We start from the raw sequence: 25,294 nt of genomic DNA on the forward strand, positions 1-25,294 counted from the left end.
AATCTCTCCCAAACGGAATTTTTAATAATTGTTTATTGAAGGTTAGTTTTCAACTTTAGAGAAAATTTACTGAGTTGGAGGTAAACCTATGAATACCCTAATGGCGCTAGAGTTTATTAGTTTGCCAATGAAATACTTCTTTTTGGAAAAATCTAAAAATAAATTTCGATATTGTTCACCGCTTAGGAAACATGGGAATAGAATAAAATTTGAGACCTAGGGCCGACCTAAAATCGTGTCGGAATTGGTCGTAAATGTGTCTCCTGCGACACTTTTAATTGTGTCAAGCTTGCTTTTAAATCGGGCAACAGACCTAAAGTTTAATTCGGAGGGGGTATGAGAGGTAAGCTCATATTGATGAGCGTGGCCACACTTCTGTGTGGTTTTACTTATATGTTGTGGCCAGTTTATCAATTCTATGCCTGGTCACTAAATGCAGTGCCGTTAAGTCCATTTGGGTGGCAGGCTCTACCTACAAAGGCGCCGTCCACTCAAGAGCTCTCCGATAGTGGATTGCAGCTTGCCGCAGGGCAATCGCTTAAAGCAATTGAAAATCATCGTGAGAAAATCGGTGCTCCGGCAATTTCTGCGGCAGTATCTGCTTGTGGTGCAGTAGTTTGGGCTGGGGCTGCCGGCTGGGCTGATTTAGAGGAGCAAGTACCTGTTTCTACAGAGACACGCTTTCGTATTGGTAGCACCTCTAAGGCTTTAACAGGAACCGCATTGGCGCGTTTGGTGCAGAGGGGGGCTATTGATCTGGATAAATCTATCTCAAATTATTTGGAACCCTTACCAAACACCGATTGGGCGTCAATGACCCCGCGCCAATTGGCTTCCCATATGTCTGGCTTGCCACATTATAAAAAGAACTCCGATTGGCTGGGGTTGTATCAAACTCTGGCACTGGATGTTCACTATGAGGATATGTATCGGGCTCTGGGAATTTTTGATGCTAGTGAATTACTTTTCGAACCGGGTACCGATTTTTATTACAGTACTTTGGGCACAGTGCTTCTGGGAGCCGTTTTGGCTGGTGCTGAGGACAAACCTTATCTGGAAGTGATGCATGATGAGGTATTTACGCTTAGCGGAATGAACAGCACAGAGGTATCGCCACTGAATGGTGATATAGAACGTAATATTGCTCGTTTCTACAAAAGTAATGGCTTGTCTGGCAGTGCCCTTCGCCTGCGGGAATGGCGTCCAGTGGATTTAAGTCATCGCCTGCCGGGGGGAGGCTTTATTTCCACACCCAGTGACTTGGTGAGACTGGGGGCTCAGTTCCTGAAAGCAGACTACTTGTCCCCAGGAGTCCGTGAGATATTTTGGGCGCCACAAAAATTGGCCAATGGTGAAGTGAATGAACAAAACTATGCCTTGGGTTGGCGGGTGACTGAAGTAGAAATCCCTGAGGTAGGATTAACAAAAGTGGCCAATCACGGCGGAGTTAGTCGTGGCAGTCAGAGTTGGTTAATGATATTACCGGAATATCAGCTTTCTGTTGCTGTGAATATCAATCGAAAGACAAAAGATTTTTGGGACTTTGGTCGAGTATCCCTAGACATAGCGAGCGCTTTTATTCATCAGCAGAATACACTCAATTGCGAATAAAAAACCGGCCAAACTCCGGCCGGTTTTGACTTTCACTTCTTACCATCAATTATTAGCGTGTGAGGCCTATTGAGTATTAATCATGACCTGAGTTTCGGAAAATTCTTTTTCTCCGTCACCATGAGCCAAAATACCAAGATGGCGGGTATTGGGAGTAATGTTCATCCACTCCAAAGAAACTACCCCAGTTCCGCCAATCTGTGCTTGAGCCGGCGCATCCACTGCGGTATTTCCATTGTCCCCGTTCAGATTAAAATTGAATAAGCTGAAATTGGTGGGGCCGGCGGATGTCGCATAATCGACAACAACGGCTGCATATTGACCGGGAGAGGGGTTAGCCAGGGAAACTGACTCTGCGGAAGTGGCGCTGCCGCTGGTACCGACTTCGGGATAGTTTGGCGCTGGGCCATAAACTTCCAGGTCCAGGTCGTCACTTCCGCTACCGTCGCCCACATCGGCATCATACATAGCGATATGCGCAAGCTCTGTTCCTTCAGGTATATCAAAGAAAATTACTTGAACATCGCCATCTTCAACAGTGGTTGTAGTGGCCTCACCCTCTGCCAGGCCAGTGACATTCACCTGGAAATCACCGTTGTAGCCGAAGCCCACATTGAGTTCGAGGTTGCCATCGGTGCCGCTGCCAGTTAATTGCTGTGGTGCAGCTAGAGGAACAGGCCGAATAGCAATTGGGCTGCGCACACTGATCTGGGAGCCTACGGATTGCCAGGTGAGGTCACCAAAGACCCAAGTATTCATTTCGGCGGACTCTGTGGCGGTGAAGGTCACCTCAAACTCAGCACTCTCTCCCTCCCTGAGGCGCAGTACTTTCGGGTTGATATCTACATCGATACCGAGTGGCGCGTTGATGGATGCCCAGTACCAACGCTGTCCGGGAGCGACGCTAGTAACCCGGCGTTTGATGGTCTGGCTGCCGAGGAGGTCGGCGACCCCCATAGAAGCGAGGTTCAGGTCGCTGGAATCGCTAGAGTATCCCAGGGACGTCAAAGCATCACAGGTTGTGCTATCGACCATCTCGGGCTGGAGTTCAGCGCCACATAGGAAGGCGAGATAATCATTGAAGCCCGCATCGTAAACCAGACCCGGTTTAAAGGCGTCACGGGGCACTATGGCACCGGCACCAATATCAAATGGTGTTGCATCTGCTAGTCCGTAAGACTTGCGCAGGTCATTGCGTGCACTCGTCATCAATGCGGACTTGGCCATTGCCGGGCTCCAGTGGGGGTTGGCCTGTTTCAGCATGGCCATTACACCGGCGACATGGGGACTGGCCATAGAAGTTCCACTGAGGGCTCCGAATAGTTCTCCTCCGCTTAACACTGGAGAAATCCCCGCGATAATGCCAACTCCCGGGGCACTGATATCCGGCTTGATAATATCCGGAAGCTCCGCCGTTCTGGCCGCGAGATGAAAAGTTTGCGACGCGGTCTTCCCTGGGGATCAATTGAGATGGATCGATAACCCCAGAAACTTCGCTACTGGCTGCGAGAGTTTCGCCCTCGTAGTACGAGATCATCATTCCGGGGATACGGGTATCAGGGGCTGACATGGAAATCGGGTTGATGCGATCGTCTGCAGTACCATCGTTGTAAACGACGATAGCCAAGGCTCCGGCATCGGCAGCATTGTTATATTTATCGGTAAAGGAGCAACCCCCACGTCTTACCAGAGCAATACTGCCCTCCAAAGACTCGCTGTTAGTGACTTCGCTACAAGCTTCTAACGGCTCGCTGAGAACAACCTCAGCAGAGACTGCTCCAACCTCCTCCAGACTTACTGTGCCGTTACCCTCGCGTCCTTCGTAAGTGCCGGAAACCGACTCTGGTGAGGATACTTGTAGGGCTAAGCCGAAGCTCTGGTCATCTTCAGAGGCGCCGACTGCGGTTATCCAAGGAACCCCTGAAGGGGTTCCCATGGTCTCTGGGCCTGGTCCGTTATTACCGGCAGATGTGGCGACGAAAACGCCGGCATCGGCGGCAAATAAAAATGCGATGTCATCGGCACCACTAAAGGTGGTACTGGCGCCACCTATCGAGAAGTTAATAACATCCACACCATCGGCCACGGCTTCATCAATTGCCGCCATGGAGTCGGCGGACGAGCAACCACTATCGTCGGGGTCTGGAGCATCCCAGCACACTTTATACACCGCGATGCGGGCTCGTGGCGCCATGCCAGTAAGGGTTTTTCCATCCGGGGTGGTAACGCCATAGTTACCGGCGGCAGTAGTCGCGGTGTGAGTACCGTGCCCGTCTGCATCCCTGGCTGACAGGAATTCGTAATCTGCCAATTCGTTGTTGGTCAGGAAGGCATCGGAAAATGACTTGGCCTTAACCAGCTTATTGTTACAGGTAAACGCAGCGTCGTTGGGGTTTTGGTCACTGTTACCAAATTCACAACCGTCACCAGTAAAGCTGTCGGGTATTGAACCGTAGGGAACTTGGGGCCCCAGGTTGCCCTGTAACGGTGTAGCTATATCTGCGACACTCTGGTGTTCAGGGTGGATCCCCGTGTCGATAACACCTACAACAATATCCTCACCTGTAATCCCCCAAAGCCATGGACTGGGCATATCTGTGATGCCGAGGAAGTCCGCAGTGGAGTCAGTATGGGGCTTTAGTAATTCATCTTCCCAAACACCTTTAACGTCGGCGCGACCGCGCAGAGCTGCCGCTTCCTTTTCACTCATTACGGCGGCGAAGCCATTAAAAGCGGTGTCGTATTCATGAATAGTGTGTGCGCTGGGAACGGTGGATAGAACTTGTTCCCGCCGCGACCGGAGGAAATTGGAATAGTGTTGGTAGCTACTGCTTTGGGGGTCAATTTTGCCACGCTTAGTCGGTTTGGTGGCCGATAAGCCGGGGATGGTACCGCTATAGGAGGACAGAGGTTCGCTGTCCAGTTGAACAATGTAAACTTTTTTTGGTTTTTCCTGACTGGGGGCAAACTTACTTGTGGCTGATTCAGCAAATACACTGTTGGATAACAACATACCGGCTGTCAGGGCAGTAAGAATTTTTCTTTTCATTGAAGTATCCCTTTTATTGTTTTGTGCAGGCGGCAACAAAAGGCTTAAAAGAGCTCGTCGCCGGGGGCATTACTCCTTTTCCCCCGACAGGAATGTTCAGAGCGTCATTCAAGCCTTACCCATCCCTGGCTTGGCACGAATCATTGATACAACAATGGGCTCGCCCTCCCGCTAGTTGCTTTTAAAGGAATGCGCCATACAGCTCAACATATTGGCGCCTAGCTGAACAACAGATCGCAAAAATGGTGCGCCAGGTTAGATATTGGTCGCTTGAATCATCTAGCGAAAAGAGAGAGGGAGCGGTTTAGGGGGATAATAAAAACTGAGAAAAATGCGAAAGATCAACAAATACTGAAGTATTAGCGAGGCGGGGTTCCGGCTGCTCGATTAGTCGCTGTAACGTCTGATCACCTGCACCGGTTTTTACCAGAATGGGTTTACACCCCTTCTCCAACGCCAGATAAAGATCTGCCAGCTTGTCTCCGACCAAAAAACAGTCGTGCAGGCTGGTATCAAATTCAGCCTCGATGGCATCCAGCAGACCCGCCAAGGGTTTGCGGCAGCGGCAATTATCTTCAGGGCCGTGTGGACAGTAGAAAATAGCGGCGATTTCGCCACCGGCATCTTCCACCTGAGCACGCATTTTAGCGTGCATTTCTTCCAGGTCATCCAGATCAAATTGGCCCAGCGCCAGGCCGCTCTGATTGGTGGCTACTACCAGTTGATGGCCGGCCTGGCTGAGCGCTGCCAGCGCTTCAATACTGCCGGGCAGGGGCTGCCATTCGTCGGCGGATTTGACGAATTTATCGGGGTTTTCGTTGATCACCCCGTCGCGGCCGAGAATGATAATTGCCATATTCGTATCTCCCTGATTTGCGAGGCGGGGGCTTAATGCCCCGCCTCTGCAAGTCATTACTTGGCAGGAACCAGCAGGGAAATATCGGCAACTTCGAGGAACAGTGCGCGCAGCTGGGCCAATAGGGCCAAGCGGTTGTTGCGCAGTTGCTCGTCGTCACTCATTACCATCACGTGGTCGAAGAAGCTGTCTACGGTTTCACGCAGGCCTGCAAGGCCTGCGAGACCCTCGGCGAAGAGCGCATCGCTATACAGAGGCTCGACTTCTGTGCGGGCAACCTGTACTGCGGCGAACAGAGCCTTTTCAGCCTCTTCCTGCAACAGAGTTTCATCGACACTGTTGGGTACAGCACTGTCTAACTTGGCGAGGATATTGGAAACGCGCTTGTTGGCGGCGGCCAAAGCACCGGACTCCGGCAGCTGGCTAAACGCGTTGACCGCGTGCACGCGGTTGTCGATATCCAGCGGGCGCGACAGCTTGCGTGCGGCAACGGACATAAATACTTCGGTGGCGATACCCTGGTCTTCGTAGCGGGCGCGGAAGCGCTCCAGTACATATTGCAGAGTCTGTTCCACCACCTTGTCATATTCACCCAGGGCGGTGCGCGGGTAGTTGTCACGGGCCAATTCCAGTAACTCGCGCAGGTCCAGGTCGAGACGCTTCTCTATGAGGATGCGGATGATCCCCAGGCTGGCGCGGCGCAGGGCAAAGGGGTCGCGAGAGCCGCTGGGGGGTTGGCCTATGCCGAAGATGCCGACCAAAGTATCCAGGCGATCTGCCAGCGCGATTACAGTGCCGGTGTCGCTGGCGGGCAGCTCGTCGCCGGCAAACTTGGGCATGTACTGCTCGTACATGGCCTTGGCTACATCCAACGGCTCACCGTCGTTTTCGGCGTAGTAGTAGCCGGCGATGCCCTGCATATCGGCAAACTCGAACACCATCTCGGTAACCAGGTCCGACTTGCACAGGCGGCCGGCGCGCTCGGCCCAGTCGCCGTTGCTTCCGGTTTTCTCAGCGATGGTGCGGGCCAGGGCAGCTACCCGTTCAGTCTTGTCGTAGACGCTACCCAGGTGCTGCTGGAATACGATTTGGCGCAGTTTCTCGCGGCGCGATTCCAGGCTGGTCTTTTTGTCGGTCTCAAAGAAGAAGGCAGCATCCGCCAGGCGCGGACGGATTACGCGCTCATTGCCGTGGATAACCTGAGCGGCATCCTGGCTCTCGATATTGGACACGGTGATAAAGAAAGGCAGCAATTGGCCATCTTCATCTACCACATGGAAATATTTCTGGTGCTCCTTCATGGAGGAGATCAGGGCTTCAGCGGGGACTTCCAGGAAGCGCTCTTCGAAGCGACCGGTGAGGGCGACAGGCCATTCAACCAGTGCAGTCACTTCGTCGAGCAGATCGTCATCGATGACCGCTTCACCATTGACGTTGTTGGCTTCGGCGATCACCTGGGCGCGAATGGTTTCGCGGCGCTCGGCGAAGTCAGCCATTACGTAGCCGGGTTCGCGCAGAACCTGTGCATAGTCGTGGGCGGAGTGGATCTCCAGCTCGCGATTGCAGTGGAAGCGGTGGCCGCGGCTGGTGTTACCGGCTTTTAAGCCGAGTACTTCACCGTTGACTACCTTGTTGCCAAACAGCATGACGAGCCAGTGCACCGGGCGCACGAACTCCTCGCGGCGCGCACCCCAGCGCATACGCTTGGGAATTGGAAGTTGCGCCAATGCCTTCTCGACAATGCCCGCTAACAGGGATTCGGTTTCAGCGCCTTTTTGCTCGCTGATAAAGGCCAGGCGCTCGCCTTTGTCGGTCTCTTTGCGTCCCAGCTCTTCAACAGTTACACCGTTGCTGCGGGCGAACCCCTCAGCGGCTTTACTGGGCTTACCCTCTTTATCAAAAGCGGCTTTGACAGCCGGGCCCAGCTTTTCAATTTGTTTGTCTTGCTGCTTATCTGCCAAACCGAATACTGCTACGGCCAGGCGACGGGGGGCTGCGTAGGCTTTAACTTCGCCAAAAGACAACTCGGCGCCTTTGAGGCCCTGGGTAATACCATCGGCGAAAGCGCTCATTAATTTGTGTAACGCCTTGGGCGGCAGCTCTTCGGTGCCCAGCTCTACCAGAAAATCCTGAGCCATTACTGCTTCTCCTCTTGCTCGATGTCTTCCGCCAAAATATCTGCCCGCAGTGCTTCATCTGCCATGGGGAAGTCTAAGGCGCGGCGCGCATCGTAGTAAGCCTGTGCGACGGCGCGGGCCAGGGTTCGTACGCGCAGGATATAGCGCTGGCGCTCAGTCACTGAGATGGCGTGGCGCGCATCCAGAAGGTTGAAGGCGTGGGAGGCCTTCATAACTTGCTCGTAAGCGGGGAGCGGCAGGCCCAGCTCAATCAGGCGTGTGCTCTCGCGCTCGCAGTGATCGAAGGTCGCGAACAGGAACTCCACATCGGCGTGTTCAAAGTTGTAGTGGGACATTTCCACTTCGTTCTGATGGAAAACGTCGCCGTAGGTGACGGGGCTGCCATCCGGGTTGCGGGTCCACACTAAATCGTAGATAGACTCGACACCTTGCAGATACATGGCGATACGCTCAAGACCGTAGGTGATCTCGCCGGTAACTGGGTAGCACTCGAGGCCGCCAACCTGCTGGAAGTAGGTGAACTGGGTAACTTCCATACCATTCAGCCAAACTTCCCAGCCGAGGCCCCAGGCACCCAGGGTTGGGGATTCCCAGTTGTCCTCAACAAAGCGAATATCGTGGACAGCGGGATCTACGCCCATGGCGCGAAGGCTATCGAGGTACAATTCCTGGATATTGTCCGGGGATGGTTTCATTACTACCTGGTATTGGTAGTAGTGCTGAAGGCGGTTGGGGTTCTCGCCGTAGCGGCCATCGGTGGGGCGGCGGCAGGGCTGTACATAGGCCGCATTCCAGTTTTCCGGGCCTATGGCACGGAGGAAGGTCGCTGGATGAAAGGTGCCGGCGCCCACTTCCATATCCAGAGGCTGTAGAATGACGCACCCTTGGCGCGCCCAATAATCCTGCAGGGCAAAAATGAGTCCCTGAAAGGTACTGAGATCGTATTGCTTGGACACCGCTATCTCCGGATCAGTATCTGCTGTGGGCAAAGGGACGCAATTATAGCGGCAGCGGCTCCTGTGCTTAAAGCGCTATAGCCGCTTCGGAGGTGTCAATGTTCATTCTCGAACTAGATAGCCGTCTCAAAATGGCTTTTGTGGATAGGAAGTAATTCAGTGGATATTAAAGGGCGCCTTGCAGTAGGGGCACTGAAAATCATTGGCAAACTGCCGTTGTCTTGGTCGCGACGCCTCGGTTTACTCGTTGGCAAAATTGCTGTGTGGACGCGCTCCGAGGGGCTGCGTCTGAGCCGTATAAACCTGGAGTTGTGCTATCCGGCCATGGACCCAAAGCAGCGCGAACGGCTCGCCAGAGAGAGCGTGATCAGTACTGCAATGACCGGCTTTGAGATGGCGGCCCTATGGAACACCCCCTGGGCCAAAAGTAAGAATGCGATTGTGGGAGTGCGCAACCAGCACTTGCTCGACGGGAGTGAAGAAGGCAGGACCGGCACAATTGTACTGATGCCGCATACGGGCAATTGGGAAATTTTTGGCTTGCATGTAGGCACCCTGGCTCCCTGCACAGTGCTATACCAGCCTCCCAAAATTGAAGCCTTGGACCCGGTTATTCGCAATGGGCGGGAAGTGACCGGTGGCAAGATGGTTCCCACCAACGTACATGGGGTTCGCTCGCTACTTAAGGCTCTCAAAGCCGGTAATTTTGCCCTGATACTTCCCGATCAGGAGCCGGATATGGGCGGTGATTTTGCTCCTTTCTTTGGCCGCCCGGCCCTGACGATGACCCTCGCCCACAACTTGATTCAGCGCACCAACTGCCATGTGGTGTTTGGTTTCGGCAAGCGCGTTGAAGGTGGTTTTGAGCTGGTATTTGTCCCTGCGGAAAAGGCCATTTATAGCGATGAGCAGAAAGTTTCCCTGGCGGCGATGAATCGGGGAGTGGAGGCCTGTATTGCCCAGGCACCAGAGCAATATCAGTGGGAATACAAGCGCTTCAGGAAACAGCCGGAAGGCAAGAGTAAAATTTACCGCAAGAAAAAGTAGGGGCTCTTCATAGAAGCCCCCCCATAAAATTATTTAAGTCGCGTGCCGGAAAGCGACCACAACCGGCATGCGTGCCGCGCGCCAGGCTGGGAAGAAGCCGCTGATAAAACCGATCACCAGCGCCAATACGGCGCCCTGCACAAACAGGTCTGGGGACATCTCAAAACTGAACACCACCTGGGTAAAACTGCCTCCCAGAGTTGAGGTGTTGAGACCGTCGAAAAACAGGTAAGCAGCTAGGGAACCCAAAAGCCCGCCGGCAACGGCTAAAACCATTGCCTCAGCAATAGTGCCGCAGAACGCGGAGAAGTTGCTGAATCCCAACGCGCGCAGCGTGGCGATTTCACGAGCCCGGTCCGCTACCGAGGTATACATGGTGTTGAGAGCTCCGGCCAGTGCGCCTAGCGCCATCACAGAGCTGATGATCCAGCCAAAAGTAGCGATATATTGCAGCTGTTTACCCTGGCTGGCGAAGTACTCCTGTTCGGTTTGCGCTTCCAGGTTTAGGCGGGGCTCGCGTTTGATGGTTTCCTGAATGGGCTTGAGATCGCCGTCATTCTCCAATTGCAAACGGATTGACTGGTAGCTGTTACCGCGGTTGTAGTGGCTTTGGATAATTTTGATATCTGCCCACAGCTCGCTCTCAAATATATTACCCCCTGTGGAAAAGACCCCAACAACTGTCCACAGGTTTTTGCCAAAGCGCACTTCTTTACCGATTTCGAAACCATTAAATTCACGCAATACCCCTTCACCAACAATCATTTCGTTAGTGCCGGGAGTAAACATACGCCCCTCCACCATACGCATGTTATTGCGCATGGCCATGCCGGTTTCATTGAGGCCGCGCAAGGGGATATTGGCTTCGGTGCCGGTGGATTTCTTCAGGCCATCGACAATAACGCAGAGCTCCGGTGATACCAGCGGGCCGTTCGTATCCCTGGCAACACCGGCCGATTCCGCAATCAGGTTGACCTGGTCCTGCAGGATTACAGAGTTGATTTCACTGGCAGACCCCTCTCGCATCAGGATTGCGATCTGGCTGGAGCCGGCCCCACTCATGGTCGCCTCAAATCCCTTGGCCATAGCGAGAAACGCCAGCAGGATTGCGACGACAACTGCCGAGGCAAATACCATGGCCAGTGACATCCACAGGCGCCGGCGCAGGCTGCCCAGATTCATCAGGGTTACCGAAACAATTTGTGCAATAAGAGAACCCATAATTTCTTCTCCTTTAAGGTTTCCCCAGTGAAAACCATTGTGTAGTTTCAGTGGGGTACCAGTTTATTGTTGTCGGTTAAATGCAGTTACTATGTTAAGTCGCAGAGCCTGAAAGGCTGGCATCAGCCCGGTAATCAGACCCAACAACAACATAAATAGAATGGCTTGCAGGGCGATATCCCCATCCAAAATCAAGTTGGGCAAAAAGCGGGCAAGGAAGGTTTTTACTCCTTCGACCAGCAGCCAAGCTGCGGCCAGGCCGGAAAGGCCGCCGACAAAGGCAATTAACAGGGACTCCGACAGCACCATTCGGAAAATACGGGTGCTGGAAAAACCCAGGGTTTTTAATACGGCGATTTCCCCGGTACGCTCGCGAATAGCCAGCGCCATAGTGTTGCCAACCACTACCAATATGGTGAAGAAGGCAGTAAACACCACAGAAAAAATAATTAAGCCAATATTTCCGATTTGTTCAATAAAGGCTTTATTAAAGGCTTTCTCGGTACTGGTATCGGTTTCACTCTGCGAGTTGGCAAAATTGTCATCGATAGTTTTTGCGACGTTTTCATTGATGGCGGGATCATCGGTTGTTAGTGCCATCCAGCCAATCCAGTCGCCACCGAAAGTCTGTGTCTCCATAAAATATTTATAATGAAACAATAATTGGCGTGTATCGTACTGTTCCGTATCCCCTTTAAAAATCCCGGAAATCACAAATTCCCAGGTGTAGCCACCATCTTTGTGTGAAAAAATATTGGAGGATAAAGGAATCCTATCGCCCACTTTCCAGCCGTAAATCTGCGCGAGTTTTTCCCCAACCAAGGCCCCTTGCCGATTGTTAAACCAAGCCTGCTTTTGTTCCTCGGGAATAACAATTTCTTCATAGACTTTTAAATAGGATTCTGGATCTACAGCCATTGAAACGACCTGCCGGCTGGGTTCCTGAAAATAACCGCCAAACCAGTTGAGATGAGTTACATGTTTCACTCCCTCGACGGCTGCAACCTTTTGCACATAGGCAATGGGTAGTGACTGGGTAAAGTTAATTCTATTGAATACCACCAGACGATTATCGGCGGATAATTCCACGCTGGAATTTAATGCGGACTTGAGGCTGGTAACCGCACCGAAAATCAAGAAGGCGATAAAAATAGCAAAGCAAGTAAGGAATAGCCGCAAGGGCTTCCTTGTCATATTTTTAAAAACCAAATAAAAATCACTCATGCCACTATTTCCCTCTGCACAAATTGTCCTTTATCCAGATGCAGGGTGCGCTTGGCGTATCTTGCAGCCGCGGGATCATGGGTAACCATCACGATGGTTTTGCCGTGATCGCGGTTTAACAATTGCAGCATTTCCAGTATTTCATCTGCTGTGGCCCGATCCAGGTCACCAGTGGGCTCATCACACAGAATCAGTTTTGGATCGGAAACGATGGCGCGAGCGATGGCAACACGCTGTTGTTGCCCGCCGGACATTTCACTGGGCATATGTTTTGCCCGATCACTTAATCCCACCAGGGCCAGTGCGGTTTCCACGTTGTGGCGGCGCTGGGATTTGGAGAGATTTGTCAGCAGTAGCGGCAGCTCTACATTGCGCTGCGCATTGAGCATCGGCATTAAATTGTAAAATTGGAAAATAAACCCAATATTTCTCGCTCGCCAGCGGGTTAGGGCGCCTTCATTGAGGGAGTCAATGCGCTCGCTGTCAAACCATATCTCTCCACCGCTGGGTTGATCGACGCCGCCCAACATATTTAACAGCGTTGTTTTACCGGAGCCCGAAGGCCCCATAATGGCAACGAAATCACCGCGATCAATTTCCATATTCAGGGATTCAAAAATGGAAATGGTCTCTTTGCCCTTGGTAAAACTTTTGCTGACATCCTTCAGCTGAAACAACACTTCCTCTGACATCTCAAATTCCCTCTTATAAATACTGTTGTGTTTTTATTGGTGTTTGCTAGGGAGCTGCGGCCTCGCCTGCGAGGAAGCCCACCTTAACGCCCATATCCGGCAGGATTCGGGCATCTTTGTCATCGATAGCGATTCGCACCCGGACAGTCGCCTTGGCTCGATCTGCCGTTGGAATGATGGCGATAACGGTAGCTGGAATGTCCCAGTTCGGGTAGGCATCCAGGTTGGCGTTCACTTTCTGTCCCTTAGAAACCCGGCCAATAAAGGCCTCGTTCACATCCACTTCGATTTCGAGTGAATTCATATCCACGATGGTACAGATTCCAGTACGGGTAAAACCTCCGCCGGCAGAGCTGGGGGCAACTATCTCGCCAGGTTGTGCATTTTTTGTCGTAACTACGCCGGCAAAAGGCGCGCGGATAATATGATCTGCCAGGCGTTCTCGCTGCCTCTCAGCTTCAAGAATGGCGACTTGAATATTGGCGCGGGCACTTTTTAAGTCTGCCCGTAACCCCTCTACCGAGGATTCACTTTGGGTAAGCTGCGCTTTGCTGGAATAATTTTTATCTCGAAGTCCGGCAAAACGCCGATATTGGCGTTCAGCCTCTTTTAACTTCGCGTGAATACTCGCTTCCTTGGCTTGAAGCACTTGAATTTGTGCCTGGGCAAAATCCAGCGCGACCCGAGCTTTGGCATCATCCAAGCGGGCCAGAACCTGCCCCTCCTCGACCTGCATTCCCTCTTCGACATCCACACTACTGATCAGGCCCATTACTTCAGCAGAGACCGTAGCCATGCGCCTCGGTGTGATATAGCCGGAAGCATTGAGAATGGTCTCGTGAAATTTTTCCTCCCTGGGAATCAAGCTGAGAGTCTTGGCTTGAGGTTCGCTACTTTGGGGGAGCACTGGTGTACTGTCTTCTGCAAATAGAGAAGCGCCGGCAAGGCCTATAACTATGCCAGTAACTAGGCCGACAGATGCCGCCAATATAACTTTGCGCGATGGGGAACTGGGTTCGGGCGCTGTTTCCCGATCAATTTTGAGTTGACCGAGCAGCGCACTAGTATCTCTGCTCATACAGCCTGTTTTTATTAGTTACTTCCTGTAAACAGCAACTGTGGCAGAAATTAAAAAATATTGCCACGCGTTAGCGTGGCCATGACATCTTGTGTCGTTAGTGGCGCCAAAAAGCCGGGGTAAGTAGTACTAGCAGAGTAAAAATTTCCAGGCGTCCCATCAGCATCGCCAGGATAAGAAACCATTTGGCGACTTCATTAACCGCACCATAGTGGGCAGCGGCTTCGCCGAGGGCGGGGCCGATATTACTCAGGCAGGAGGCTACTGTCGTAACGGAGGTGACAAAGTCCTCACCGGTGGCGATGACGATAATGGCGAGGATAAAAAAGGATGAAACATAGACCGCAAAGAAGCCCCACACAGCGTCGGTAACTCGATCGGGGACAATTTTGCGGTTGATCTTGATAGGGATAACCGCATTCGGGTGTACCAAGCGATTCAGCTCGCGCATACCGGACTTCATAATCAGCATACCGCGCACCGCCTTAATGCCCCCCGAGGTTGAGCCGGCGCAGGCACCGAGAATACCTAACAGCAAGAGGACGTAGGGTAAGAATACTGGCCAGGCTGAGAAATTTTCCGAGGCGAAGCCGGCAGTGGTGCTGATCGAGACCACCTGGAAGAAACCGTGTAGCAGGCTGTTGCCGGGGGAGAAGATATTCAATATCCACAGGTAACAGCTGATCAGCAGGCCGGCACCGAGAATCAGCATAACGTAGAAGCGGAATTCTGAGTCGCGCCAATAGTGGCTGAGGGTCCTGTTGCGAAAAGCGAAGAAATGCAGACCAAAGTTAATGGCAGCAGTAAACATAAACACGATACAAATAATCATGATCGCGCGGTTGTGGGCGTAGAATCCCATACTGGCATCGTGGGTGGAGAAGCCTCCATTGGCCACAGTGGAAAACGCATGGCCAACGGCGTCGAATACCGTCATGCCGGCCCACCAGTAGCCGATGCCGCAGAGGATTGTAAGAATCACATAAATAACAATTAGTGCCCGTGCTGTCTCGGCAATACGTGGAGTCAATTTGGTATCTTTTACCGGGCCGGGAATTTCTGCCTTATACAGCTGCATACCACCGATACCCAGCATCGGCAGGATGGCCAGGGCGATAACAATTACGCCGATACCGCCAAACCACTGCAACTGCTGGCGGTAGTAGAGAATGGCAGGAGGCAGTGAGTCCAACCCGGTAATCACTGTGGCGCCGGTGGTTGTTAGCCCCGAGATGGATTCAAAAATAGAGTCGGTGATACTCAAGTCAGGCTGTGGGCTGATAATAAAGGGCAGGGCACCGAAGCTGCCCAGTACCAGCCAGAACAAAGATGTCACTACGAACCCGTCCCGGGTGCGCAGGTCTTCGCGCAAATCGTGCACTGGCAGCCACATGAACAGGCCGGTGATCAGAGTGATGACAAAGGCTGCGACAAATGCGCTGTGAGTACCATCTTCATACCATAGGGATACGCCAATCGGCGGCAGCAGAGTCAGGCTGAACACCGTCAAGAGAATTCCAAAAACTCGCGCAATTACCGCAATTCGCATTGGCGCCTATCAGCCTATCGTTATTTGTTGCAATGTTATCTGGACGGCGGAGACCGTTATCGCCGGAAAACGAAAATATTATTTGCTCAGAAAAAGCCAAAACCAACTTGGAACAGCTGTTCTACATGGCGGGTCTGGCGGCGGTCGATAAGGAAGACAATCACGTGGTCATCGCTTTGCACAATGACATCATCGTGTGCCATCAAAACTTCGCTGCCATTTTCCGTTTCCCGTACTATGGCGCCAATCGAGGCGCCCTCGGGTAAGTCGATATCTTCGATCTTGCGCCCCACCACCTTGGATGTGCGCTCGTCACCGTGGGCGATAACCTCAATGGCTTCAGCTGCACCTCGACGCAGGGAGTGGACGTTGACCATATCCCCTCGGCGCACATGGGTGAGCAGGCTGCCGATCGTATTTTGCTGCGGTGAGATGGCAATATCGATTTCACCGCCCTGTACCAGGTCCACATAAGCGCGGTTATTGATCAGCGTCATCACTTTGCGTGCGCCCAGACGCTTGGCCAATAGTGACGACATGATATTAGCCTCGTCGTCATTGGTCAGGGCAAGAAAAACATCGGTATCTTCGATGCTCTCTTCCAGCAGCAACTCCTGATCGGAGGCGCTGCCGTGCAGGATAATGGTGTGGGACAGCTCCTCGGATAAAAATACACAGCGCTCGTGGCTCTGCTCAATAATTTTTACCGAATAGCGATTCTCCAGCCGGGTGGCCAAGCGCAAACCAATATTGCCGCCGCCGGCGATCACCACTCGTTTATAACCGTGTTCCAATCGACGCAGTTCGCTCATTACCGCGCGAATATCTGCTCGCGCGGCAATAAAGAACACCTCATCGCCGGCTTCAATCACTGTATCACCCTGGGGAATAATTGGCCGGTTGCGGCGATAAATCGCAGCAACCCGGGTATCTACCTTGGGCATATGCTCGCGCAAATAGCGCAGTTGGTGCCCAACCAGAGGCCCGCCCTGAACGGCTAAAACAGTTACCAGCTGTACGCGACCACCGGCAAAATCCAATACCTGCAAGGCTCCGGGATGTTCCATCAGGCGGGAGATATACTCTGAAACCAGTTGCTCCGGGCTGATCAGTACATCGATAGGGATGGCCTGGGTATCGAATAATTCCGGGTATTGCAGGTAGGAGGAGGCCCGTACCCGGGCGATTTTGGTGGGGACGCGAAACAGAGAGTGCGCAATCTGGCAGGCCGCCATATTGGTCTCATCGTTATTGGTGACTGCAACCAGGATATCCGCATCCTCAATCCCGGCTTCCATCAGAATATCCGGGTGAGAGGCGTGGCCCAGTACCACGCCGATATCGATGCGGTCGCGCAGTTCGCGCAGGGTTTTCTCGTCGCTGTCCACCAGGACAATATCATTGCGCTCGGAGGCCAGGGCCTCCGCTAGAGAGCCGCCCACCTGGCCGGCGCCGAGAATGACAATTTTCATATCGGATGAGACTCGCGACTAGCGACGTCGTTATTCAGCTTTGCTCAGCAGAGCGTAGTAGAAACCGTCACCGCCGCCGGTTTGGGGTAGAAGCTGCATACCGGCAACTTGTTTCTCGCCCCAGGGCTTATCGTTTAGCAGTTCAGGGGTATTGTCGCTCGCATCCTCTGTCTCCGCAATGAACGCTGCGACGACTTCGCTGTTTTCCGTCGGTAGGCTGGAACAGGTGGCGTAAAGCAACTGCCCACCCGGTTTAACCAGGGGCCACAGAGCGCGCAGGATCTTGCCCTGCAAAGCCACTAACTCGGCAATGTCTTCTTCCCGGCGCAATAGTTTGATATCCGGGTTGCGGCGAATTACCCCGGTTGCCGAACAGGGTGCGTCCAGTAGTATCTGGTCGTATTGCTGCCCGTCCCACCACTCATTCGGAGACGTGGCATCGGCACAAATAAGCTCGGCACTCTGCCCGTTGCGCTCGAGGTTTTCCTCGACCCGCACAAGGCGGTCCTCCTCAATATCCAACGCGCTCAGCTGAATGCTGGATTCCTGCTCCAATAAGTGGCAACTCTTGCCTCCAGGTGCCGCACACGCGTCCAACACCCGGGCATTTTCCTGCGGCTGTAACAGCAGCGCCGCTAATTGTGCGGACTCATCCTGAACACTGACCAAGCCCTCGGCAAAGCCCGGTAGCACTGTGACTGAAACCGGCTCAACCAGGGTGATACCGACCGGGGAAATAGTACAGGGCTCGGCGGAGAGGCCGGTTTCATCGAGCTGTTGTAAATAGTCCTCGCGCGAGATCTTGGCAGTATTTACCCGCAAGGTCATGGGTGGGTTGGCATTGTTGGCGCGGAAGATGTCTGACGCCTTCTCAGGCCAGGCGGCTTTAATCTGCTGCTGTAACCAGGCCGGGTGCATAGAGCTGAACTGTGGATTGCCGGACAGCTTGCGCTGAAGCTGCTCACTGTTGCGCAGGGCGTTGCGCAGCACCCCGTTGATCAGCCCGGTCGCTCTGTCCAGACCGAGGCTGCGCGCGGCATTGACGGTTGCAGATATGGCGGCGTGATCGGGTATGCGAGTGTACTCGAGTTGGTAAATGCCCAGCAGGATCAGTGCATTGATCTCGATATCCGAGACTTTTTTACGCAGTAACTTGGCGGCGATCAATTGCAGGCGCGGTGCCGTGCGGGCACTGCCGTAACAGAGCTCCCGCAACAGAGGGCGGTCGCGCTCCTCGACTTTGTCCTCGGCGGCAGGCAGAAGTCTTGCCAACGAGCCACGTTCTTCCAGCAGTGAGGCGATAACTCGGGCGGCCTCGGCGCGTACATCTCTGCTCATAATTATCCCAGTTTGGTACCCGGGGCGAACTGCTCCCGGTAGCCTTTCAAAATTTCTGCTGCGGGAAGCGCTTTTTTACCCGGTAGCTGTATTAATTGGAGGCGCAGGGCCTCCCGGCCGCAGGCCACTAAAATACCTTCGTCGTCACTGGAGAGAATGGTACCGGGCTGATCACTGTGGCAGCCCTGTTCGATGGCGGCGCTATAGATACGCAGGCGCTGCTCGCCCTTCTTGTCCCGATAAGTACTCCAGCACACTGGGAAGGGGTTAAAAGCGCGTATCAATCGATGCAGTTCAGCAGCGGGACGCTGCCAGTCGATCTGCGCCTCTTCCTTGGTAATTTTGTTGGCGTAGTTAGCCTGGGTATCGTCTTGTACCTGAGGGTTGGCACTGCCACTTTCCAGTAGAGCCAAGGCCTGGAGGAGGGATGGGCCGCCGAGTTCCGCCAGCTTGTCGTGCAAACTGCCACCGGTATCGGACTCAGTAATCGCGCAGCGGCTTTCCACCAAAACTGGGCCGGTATCCAGGCCCGCCTCCATTTGCATAATGGCGACACCGCTCTCGCTGTCACCCGCTTCCACCGCGCGTTGGATCGGTGCCGCACCGCGCCAGCGCGGCAACAAAGAGGCGTGCACATTGATACAGCCCAGACGCGGGGTATCCAGCACCACCTGCGGTAGTATCAGGCCGTAGGCCACCACCACCATAATATCCGCTCCAAGGGCAGTGAGCTCCGCCTGGGCCGTCTCGTCGCGCAGGCTCAGGGGTTGGTACACCGGGATATTGTGGGAGAGTGCCAGCTGTTTCACCGGGCTGGCGAGCAATTTCTTACCGCGCCCAGCCGGCCTGTCCGGTTGGGTGTAAACGGCCATGACATTGTGCTCGCTGTCGAGCAGCGCTTGCAGGTGCACGGCGGCAAAGTCCGGTGTGCCGGCAAAAATAATATTCACTGACTTGCTCTCAGGTAATGGGGGTGGGAGAGCTGCCGTAAGGCGGCAGCTCCAGGCTCCTGCGGCTGGCGCAGATCAGGCGCGGCGGCGCTGGGACTTTTCCAGCTTAGAGCGGATGCGGTTGCGCTTCAGCGGGGAGATATAATCCACGAAGAGCTTACCATCCAAATGATCGACTTCATGTTGGATACAGACCGCCAGCAATCCCTCGGCCTCCAGGGCAAAAGGTTCGCCATTGCGGTCCAGGGCCTTTACACGCACTTTGCGCGGGCGCTCCACCGTTTCGTAGAAACCGGGCACTGATAGGCAGCCCTCGTCGTACTGATGGATCTCCGGGTCCAGCACTTCGATTTCGGGATTGATAAACCCGTAAGGTTCATTGCCGTCTTCGGATATATCCACTACCACAATGCGCTCCTGCGCATTGACTTGGATAGCGGCGAGGCCGATACCGGGCGCGGCGTACATGGTTTCAAACATGTCGTCGAGCAATTGGCGGTGGGCGTCGGTCACTTCAGCGACGGGTTTAGCGATCTCGCGCAGGCGCGGATCGGGAAATTCCAGTATCTCGAGTTTAGCCATAACACCTGTGACAAACTTCTAGTATTCGTTGAACGTGCGCTGATAACATTATGATCGCGCTCAAAATTTACCGAGTGGACCCCTGTTTTTGCTGGCGCTATGCGCCCGGGTCCGGTCTCGCTCCCTTCACGGGAGTGGCCCGGCGCTGAGAATTATAGCGATAAAGAGCATAGGAATGCTTCCATGAAAAAAATTATCCTGGCCGCGATCTCGTTGTTAGCGGTTGCCCTTGGTGTCGAAGCACAGGATCAGGTTCGCCTGAACCCCAGTCACCCCGACGCTTATGTGGTGCAAAAGGGCGATACGCTCTGGGATATTTCCAGTCAGTTTCTGGTGCAACCCTGGTACTGGCCGGAGATTTGGCAAGTGAACCCACAGGTGGAAAACCCCCACCTGATTTATCCAGGAGATAGCCTGCGCCTTGTTTATATAGACGGCCAACCACAGCTACAGCTGCAACGCGGCCCCCGGGCGTATCAACTGTCGCCGGGGGTTGATGGCAACCGCCTGTCGCCCTCGATCCGCCGCCAGGCAGTTGAGGATGCAATTCCGGCGATTCCGCTGGATGCGATCAATGCTTTTTTATCGCGGACTCGTATAGTAGAGCCCGGTGCTTTTGAGGGGACTCCCTATGTAGTTTCTGGGTCAGAAAGTCATATTTTGATGGGTGCTGGAGATATCCTCTACGCTCGCGGTGATTTTGCGGCGCCTTTACCTTCGTACGGGCTCTATCGCCCTGGTCCTATTTATACTGACCCAGTATCTGGTGAAGTCCTCGGGCGTCAGGCACTTGGCATAGGTACTTTAGACCTGTTGCAGCTGGACCCAGATAGCAATCCGGATAACAACTCGAATTTTTCTATAGCGACAATGGGCGTGCGTAACACTTCTCGTGAGGTTCGTCTTGAAGATCGGTTGATGCCCGTAGAAGAGCGCTCAATTGATGCGCTGTTCCACCCTAGCGCACCGGGTGTCACGGTTGATGGGGTGATTGTAGGTGTTGATGAAGGGGTAAACCAAATTGGTAAGTTTGATGTTGTTATCTTGAATTCGGGAGACAGAGACGGCTTGCAACCCGGCAACGTCCTAGCGATATACAAAGCGGGTTCAACAGTACGCGACCGTATTGCTGGTGACGTGGTGAAGCTCCCAGATACCCGCGCTGGTGAGTTGATGGTATTCCGCACCTTTGAAAAAATGAGCCTAGCCCTGGTACTGGATGCCCGTCGCCCGCTGGCAGTGATGGATATGGTGCGCAACCCCTAAGCGATCCCAGAAAATCTCGCGGCAGGTGTTGCTGTTTGCCCTGCCGCACAACCTTCAAAACAGAAAATGGTAAGTCGCATGGATGCATTGACCGCTACTATGGCGTTGCTGCGTCTTGAGGGAATTGGCCCAGCTCGCTACTGGCAATTACTGGAGTACTTTGCCACTGCCGAAGAGGCTCTCCAGCAGTTTCCTCAACCTCTTCTGCAAAAGTTATCACCGCGGGCACAAAACCAGTGGCGGGAATTTTCCAGCCGATCTGCCGCCAGTGAGCTCGCTGATTGGGTTGAGCGGGAGCGAGTCCGCTGCGCAGACCTGGGCGTGCAGCTGATTTGTCACAGCGATCCCGGTTATCCCGCTCTTTTATCGGAGACCTCGCGTCCCCCGCCTGTGCTTTATATCCGTGGTGAAAAAAGTGCTCTAAATCTACCGCAGGTAGCGATGGTGGGTGCCCGTCGGGCCACTGTGGCGGGTCTGGATAATGCCCGGGCCTTCGCCGCGGAATTGGCAGGTTCCGGATTTGCTATCACTTCCGGGCTGGCTCTGGGCGTGGATGCCGCAGCTCACCGAGGGGCGCTGCAGGGAGCGGGCTCCACGATCGCAGTTTTGGGTAGTGGAGTTGACCGCATTTATCCAAAACACAATCGCCCCCTGGCGGAGGACATTCTTTCTGCAGGCGGTGCTCTAATAAGCGAATTGCCTCTTGGCAGCAATGCTGAGGCAAAGAATTTTCCTCGGAGGAACCGGATTATCAGTGGCCTTTCAATGGGGGTATTACTGGTAGAAGCAGCGATGCGCTCAGGTTCTCTGATTACGGCGCGTTTAGCACTGGAGCAGAATCGTGAGGTTTTTGCGATTCCAGGTTCTATCCACAACCCAATGGCCAGGGGTTGCCACCACCTGATTAAAGAAGGTGCGACACTGGTTGAAACCAGCGCAGATGTAGCTGGCCAGCTTGGCGGTTTACTGGCAGAGCCCACACCCACTGACCTCCCCCCCGGTAAACCACTGCCAGAGCTTCAGCAACATATCATCAGAGCGCTTGCCGGTGGGCCTCGAAGTATCGAGCTATTGTCACGTGATACCGGAATTGAGGCAGGTAAATTGATGGCTGTATTGATGGAATTAGAATTAGAGGGATTGGTGGAGCAACTGACAGGGTCTTACCAGTTAACCCTGAAGGGCAGCCGTTATACGGATGGGGAAAAACTGGCTAAAACCTCTGAGGAGTTAATAAGTCTCTAAGGTCTTGCTGGGAAGTTACGGAGAGGATTAGCCAGAAACCCTTTGTTTGATGGTGTAGCCGCCGATCAATTCGCGCAGTTCCGGGGCAGCGTTAATACTCAGTGGATTCCAAAAGTGGAGTCTGATTATGGCGGATAAACCGAAACTCACCACTGATGCCGGCGCTCCGGTTCCCGATAATCAAAACAGCCTTACAGCGGGGCCACATGGCCCTCTGTTGATTCAGGATTATCAGCTTATCGAAAAACTGGCTCACCAAAATCGCGAACGCATACCTGAGCGGGCGGTACATGCCAAAGGTTGGGGCGCCTATGGGGTTTTGAGGGTAACTGGTGATATTTCTAACTACACCTGTGCCCGGGTTTTGCAGCCGGGGGCAGAGACCCCACTGTTGGCCCGTTTTTCAACTGTGGCCGGTGAGTTGGGTGCAGCTGATGCGGAGCGGGATGTGCGTGGTTTTGCACTGAAGTTTTATACGGAGGAGGGCAATTGGGATTTGGTCGGCAACAATACGCCAGTCTTTTTTGTACGAGACCCCTACAAATTTCCAGACTTTATCCACACACAAAAACGGCATCCACGAACTCACTTGCGCTCCCCCACAGCCATGTGGGATTTCTGGTCGTTGAGCCCTGAAAGCCTCCACCAGGTGACCATACTGTTCTCCGATCGCGGTTTGCCCATATCTCCGTTGCATATGAATGGTTATGGCTCCCATACCTTCTCCCTGTGGAATCACAATGGGGAGCGTTTCTGGGTGAAATTCCATTTCAAGACCCAGCAGGGACATAGGTACTTCACCAATTCGGAAGCTGAAACTGTGATTGGGCGCTCCCGGGAGAGTTACCAGGAGGCGATGTACAGCGCAATAGAAAACGGAGAATGCCCGAAGTGGACATTCCAGATTCAAGTCATGCCCGCAGCAGACCTCGGCAAAACAAACTACAACCCCTTTGACCTCACCAAGGTATGGCCTCATGGTGATTATCCACCTATCGAGGTGGGAACCATGGAGTTGAATCGCAACCCGCAAGACTATTTTGCAGAAATCGAGCAGGCAGCTTTCTCTCCATCCAATATCGTGCCAGGTATCAGTTTCTCACCGGATAAGATGCTGCAGGCGCGTATATTCTCTTATGCCGATGCACATCGTCACCGCTTGGGAACTCACTATGAGAGTCTTCCAGTGAATGCACCGCGCTGTCCTGTCCATAATTACTATCGGGATGGTGAAATGAATAGCACGGGTATCCGCAGTGGCAATCCGGATGCCTTTTATGAGCCGAATAGTTTTTCTGGGCCAGAGGAGGACCCAAAAGCGAAAGAACCCCCGTTACCAATATCCGGTGCGGCAGATAGAAATGACCACCGCAAAGGCAATGATGATTACAGTCAGGTTCGAGCGCTCTTTGACTTGTTCAACGATGAACAAAAACAGCGCTTATATAACAATATTGCAGAAGCGATGGCGGGTGTACCGGATGAAATAATTCAGCGACAATTGGCACACTTTTCCAAGGTGCATCCGGACTATGCCGCGGGCGTCAAGTTAGCGATGGTCAGCAACTGAACCTGCTGTTTTGATACGTAATTCATTTGCTTGCCTTTTGTGTTAAAAATATATCCTGCTGGATTGGTATTTAATACTGTATTAAAGGCATGCTTATGAAAAAGATCAAAGTAGCTTTAACCCTTATTTTTCTAGTTTTGGGAGGCTGCTCTACACAAATAAAAAAAACAGATATATCTATTTCTCAAGAATTTTCAGATGAACAGTTGCTTAGTGGTATATATTTTTGGAGTTCCCCTATAACTAACTCTGATTTGCCTGATATTGATATCCTGGCATTGAATAATGATATGAGGTTGTTTTTAAAATCGATAAGTACCAGAAAAAAAAGTGATAGGTTGGATGCTCTGATAAATAAATTGCAGAGCCAATATTTTTCAATTCTCTACGATGCAGATGCCACGCTCAATGCTGCACAAGTTTTTGATCAGCAGAGAGGAAATTGCATGGCTTTTAGTGCCTTTTTAGTTGCAATGATTCGTGAACTTGGGGTGGATGCTAAATTCAATGAGGTTTTTGTTCCAGAAGTGAGATATTTGGAGAGCCAACAGACCTTTATTTACCAGCACATTAATGTTGTAGCTGATACAGGTAGTAGACAACGCATATTGGATTTTAACTTTACGGATTACAATCCAGAATATAATCAAAAAGAGCTGGAAGATAAGGCAGCCTTTGCAAAATTCTATAGTAACCTGGCTATGGAGTTTCTTGCGGATCGAGATTTTAAAAACGCCTTTCTTTATATTCGAAAGTCAATGTTACTGGCGCCAGAGGAAGCAGATCTTTGGAATAATTTGGGGGCTATATATCGTTCAGCGGGTTTGGTCAAACAAGCAATTAGTTCTTACGCTATAGCGTTGAAGCTTGATGGAGCAAACTTGGTTTCGTTGAGCAATCTGGAGAAAGTTCTCCGAGCTCAGGGTGACCTTCAAATGGCAAATGTTCTGTCAGCAAAACTACATGATTATAGGCAGGAGGACCCCTATTATTGGTACGGTCAAGCGCTTACAGCTTACGAAGATGAGTTGTATGAATTGGCGGCCAATAAGGCTGAAGATGCAATTTCGATAAAGAAGGAAGACCATCGTTTTCATTTTCTACTGGGAATGGCGCGCCTAAAGTCCGGAGCCAAGGGTTATCAGCGTAGTTTTAAGAAGGCTTTGGCGCTATCTGAGAATAGTCGAGATCAAGACCAGTATAGGAGGAAGCTAAAATCGTTAGGTATCCCCGAGCTGGAGAGGACTAGATTTCGGGAGCGTCGGCGACTGATAGTGCTGGGAAGCTGGTGGTGGCTGAATTGAAGGTTAGGCGCCAATTATGCCAGCGAGAACCATGAAGTACTTAAGCTTGGAAAAAAGCGGATGGATGTTTTTTGAGCAACTTGGCTAGGTCATAAAGCAATATCTTGTGTCAATCAATGCAATCCGCTAGATTGCCAGCGTCCTTC

At 52.6% G+C, this 25,294-nt stretch carries 19 protein-coding genes and 1 pseudogene; 6 read left to right on the plus strand and 14 right to left on the minus strand.

The features are described from left to right. Positions 1-336: 336 nt before the first annotated feature. The gene (locus tag ACJJIY_RS05345; protein ID WP_444895592.1) at positions 337-1,611 is read left to right on the plus strand and encodes a serine hydrolase domain-containing protein; all 1,275 of its coding nucleotides are present in this window, start codon (positions 337-339) and stop codon (positions 1,609-1,611) included. A gap of 66 nt (positions 1,612-1,677) precedes the next feature. Here the strand turns inward: ACJJIY_RS05345 and ACJJIY_RS05350 are convergent, their stop codons facing one another. The 5 genes and pseudogenes from ACJJIY_RS05350 to glyQ form a co-directional block, all read right to left on the minus strand. Continuing rightward, positions 1,678-3,009 (minus strand): fibronectin type-III domain-containing protein, encoded by a 1,332-nt coding sequence (locus ACJJIY_RS05350; protein ID WP_507021879.1) that lies wholly within the window; start codon positions 3,007-3,009, stop codon positions 1,678-1,680. 79 nt (positions 3,010-3,088) lie between these two features. Then, positions 3,089-4,660: pseudogene (locus ACJJIY_RS05355) on the minus strand (S8 family serine peptidase); the annotation flags it as partial. Positions 4,661-4,964: 304 nt separating this feature from the next. Continuing rightward, positions 4,965-5,516 carry a D-glycero-beta-D-manno-heptose 1,7-bisphosphate 7-phosphatase gene (gene gmhB / locus ACJJIY_RS05360; protein ID WP_444895590.1) on the minus strand — a complete coding sequence of 184 codons (552 nt, stop codon included), beginning with the start codon at positions 5,514-5,516 and terminating at the stop codon, positions 4,965-4,967. A 56-nt stretch (positions 5,517-5,572) separates the two neighbouring features. Beyond that, a complete protein-coding gene (gene glyS / locus ACJJIY_RS05365; RefSeq protein WP_444895589.1) occupies positions 5,573-7,654 on the minus strand; it encodes a glycine--tRNA ligase subunit beta in 2,082 nt (693 codons plus the stop codon). Beyond that, complete coding sequence (gene glyQ / locus ACJJIY_RS05370; RefSeq protein ID WP_445359229.1) at positions 7,654-8,610, minus strand: glycine--tRNA ligase subunit alpha; 957 nt, start codon at positions 8,608-8,610, stop codon at positions 7,654-7,656. Before glyQ ends, glyS begins: the two co-directional genes overlap by 1 nt. Before the next feature lie 159 nt (positions 8,611-8,769). Between glyQ and ACJJIY_RS05375 the strand changes: the two genes are divergently transcribed. Further along, positions 8,770-9,657 carry a lysophospholipid acyltransferase family protein gene (locus ACJJIY_RS05375; RefSeq protein ID WP_444895588.1) on the plus strand — a complete coding sequence of 296 codons (888 nt, stop codon included), beginning with the start codon at positions 8,770-8,772 and terminating at the stop codon, positions 9,655-9,657. A 33-nt stretch (positions 9,658-9,690) separates the two neighbouring features. On the opposite strand, the gene ACJJIY_RS05380 is transcribed toward ACJJIY_RS05375, so the two are convergent. The 9 genes from ACJJIY_RS05380 to def form a co-directional block, all read right to left on the minus strand. Next, positions 9,691-10,878, minus strand: a complete 1,188-nt coding sequence (locus ACJJIY_RS05380) for an ABC transporter permease (protein WP_445359230.1) — start codon at positions 10,876-10,878, stop codon at positions 9,691-9,693. 63 nt (positions 10,879-10,941) lie between these two features. Beyond that, positions 10,942-12,102, minus strand: coding sequence for an ABC transporter permease (locus ACJJIY_RS05385; RefSeq protein WP_444895586.1), 1,161 nt, complete (start codon positions 12,100-12,102; stop codon positions 10,942-10,944). Further along, positions 12,099-12,794 carry an ABC transporter ATP-binding protein gene (locus tag ACJJIY_RS05390; protein ID WP_282930547.1) on the minus strand — a complete coding sequence of 232 codons (696 nt, stop codon included), beginning with the start codon at positions 12,792-12,794 and terminating at the stop codon, positions 12,099-12,101. The genes ACJJIY_RS05385 and ACJJIY_RS05390 overlap by 4 nt, the downstream gene beginning before the upstream one ends. Positions 12,795-12,840: 46 nt before the next feature. After that, positions 12,841-13,872, minus strand: a complete 1,032-nt coding sequence (locus ACJJIY_RS05395) for an efflux RND transporter periplasmic adaptor subunit (protein ID WP_444895585.1) — start codon at positions 13,870-13,872, stop codon at positions 12,841-12,843. A 97-nt stretch (positions 13,873-13,969) separates the two neighbouring features. After that, positions 13,970-15,421 carry a TrkH family potassium uptake protein gene (locus tag ACJJIY_RS05400; protein WP_282930546.1) on the minus strand — a complete coding sequence of 484 codons (1,452 nt, stop codon included), beginning with the start codon at positions 15,419-15,421 and terminating at the stop codon, positions 13,970-13,972. An 86-nt stretch (positions 15,422-15,507) separates the two neighbouring features. Beyond that, positions 15,508-16,893: a Trk system potassium transporter TrkA gene (gene trkA / locus ACJJIY_RS05405; RefSeq protein WP_282930545.1), complete on the minus strand. Its 1,386-nt coding sequence runs from the start codon at positions 16,891-16,893 to the stop codon at positions 15,508-15,510. 30 nt (positions 16,894-16,923) lie between these two features. Continuing rightward, the gene (gene rsmB, locus ACJJIY_RS05410) at positions 16,924-18,231 is read right to left on the minus strand and encodes a 16S rRNA (cytosine(967)-C(5))-methyltransferase RsmB (protein ID WP_413663893.1); all 1,308 of its coding nucleotides are present in this window, start codon (positions 18,229-18,231) and stop codon (positions 16,924-16,926) included. 2 nt (positions 18,232-18,233) lie between these two features. Then, positions 18,234-19,181, minus strand: a complete 948-nt coding sequence (gene fmt, locus ACJJIY_RS05415) for a methionyl-tRNA formyltransferase (RefSeq protein ID WP_444895583.1) — start codon at positions 19,179-19,181, stop codon at positions 18,234-18,236. Positions 19,182-19,256: 75 nt separating this feature from the next. Beyond that, entirely contained in the window at positions 19,257-19,763 is a 507-nt protein-coding gene (gene def / locus ACJJIY_RS05420) for a peptide deformylase (RefSeq protein WP_444895582.1), read from the minus strand. A 183-nt stretch (positions 19,764-19,946) separates the two neighbouring features. Between def and ACJJIY_RS05425 the strand changes: the two genes are divergently transcribed. From ACJJIY_RS05425 to ACJJIY_RS05440, 4 genes are all read left to right on the plus strand, one after another. Continuing rightward, positions 19,947-21,029 carry a LysM peptidoglycan-binding domain-containing protein gene (locus tag ACJJIY_RS05425; protein ID WP_444895581.1) on the plus strand — a complete coding sequence of 361 codons (1,083 nt, stop codon included), beginning with the start codon at positions 19,947-19,949 and terminating at the stop codon, positions 21,027-21,029. Positions 21,030-21,107: 78 nt separating this feature from the next. Beyond that, a complete protein-coding gene (gene dprA, locus ACJJIY_RS05430) occupies positions 21,108-22,274 on the plus strand; it encodes a DNA-processing protein DprA (protein ID WP_444895580.1) in 1,167 nt (388 codons plus the stop codon). A gap of 127 nt (positions 22,275-22,401) precedes the next feature. Further along, positions 22,402-23,844 (plus strand): catalase, encoded by a 1,443-nt coding sequence (locus ACJJIY_RS05435; protein WP_444895579.1) that lies wholly within the window; start codon positions 22,402-22,404, stop codon positions 23,842-23,844. A 95-nt stretch (positions 23,845-23,939) separates the two neighbouring features. Next, positions 23,940-25,148: a transglutaminase domain-containing protein gene (locus ACJJIY_RS05440; RefSeq protein ID WP_444895578.1), complete on the plus strand. Its 1,209-nt coding sequence runs from the start codon at positions 23,940-23,942 to the stop codon at positions 25,146-25,148. The last annotated feature ends 146 nt before the right edge of the window (positions 25,149-25,294 follow it).

This window comes from Microbulbifer maximicatervae (SeqCode) (assembly GCF_052468155.1).

Bases quoted from the DNA above. Each gene is read 5' to 3' on its own strand.
- ACJJIY_RS05435 (WP_444895579.1), top strand. From the start codon at position 22,402: ATGGCGGATAAACCGAAACTCACCACTGATGCCGGCGCTCCGGTTCCC.
- glyS (WP_444895589.1), bottom strand. From the start codon at position 7,654: ATGGCTCAGGATTTTCTGGTAGAGCTGGGCACCGAAGAGCTGCCGCCC.
- ACJJIY_RS05345 (WP_444895592.1), top strand. From the start codon at position 337: ATGAGAGGTAAGCTCATATTGATGAGCGTGGCCACACTTCTGTGTGGT.
- ACJJIY_RS05440 (WP_444895578.1), top strand. From the start codon at position 23,940: ATGAAAAAGATCAAAGTAGCTTTAACCCTTATTTTTCTAGTTTTGGGA.
- ACJJIY_RS05395 (WP_444895585.1), bottom strand. From the start codon at position 13,872: ATGAGCAGAGATACTAGTGCGCTGCTCGGTCAACTCAAAATTGATCGG.
- trkA (WP_282930545.1), bottom strand. From the start codon at position 16,893: ATGAAAATTGTCATTCTCGGCGCCGGCCAGGTGGGCGGCTCTCTAGCG.
- ACJJIY_RS05400 (WP_282930546.1), bottom strand. From the start codon at position 15,421: ATGCGAATTGCGGTAATTGCGCGAGTTTTTGGAATTCTCTTGACGGTG.
- def (WP_444895582.1), bottom strand. From the start codon at position 19,763: ATGGCTAAACTCGAGATACTGGAATTTCCCGATCCGCGCCTGCGCGAG.
- ACJJIY_RS05385 (WP_444895586.1), bottom strand. From the start codon at position 12,102: ATGAGTGATTTTTATTTGGTTTTTAAAAATATGACAAGGAAGCCCTTG.
- gmhB (WP_444895590.1), bottom strand. From the start codon at position 5,516: ATGGCAATTATCATTCTCGGCCGCGACGGGGTGATCAACGAAAACCCC.
- ACJJIY_RS05380 (WP_445359230.1), bottom strand. From the start codon at position 10,878: ATGGGTTCTCTTATTGCACAAATTGTTTCGGTAACCCTGATGAATCTG.
- ACJJIY_RS05390 (WP_282930547.1), bottom strand. From the start codon at position 12,794: ATGTCAGAGGAAGTGTTGTTTCAGCTGAAGGATGTCAGCAAAAGTTTT.
- dprA (WP_444895580.1), top strand. From the start codon at position 21,108: ATGGATGCATTGACCGCTACTATGGCGTTGCTGCGTCTTGAGGGAATT.
- ACJJIY_RS05425 (WP_444895581.1), top strand. From the start codon at position 19,947: ATGAAAAAAATTATCCTGGCCGCGATCTCGTTGTTAGCGGTTGCCCTT.
- rsmB (WP_413663893.1), bottom strand. From the start codon at position 18,231: ATGAGCAGAGATGTACGCGCCGAGGCCGCCCGAGTTATCGCCTCACTG.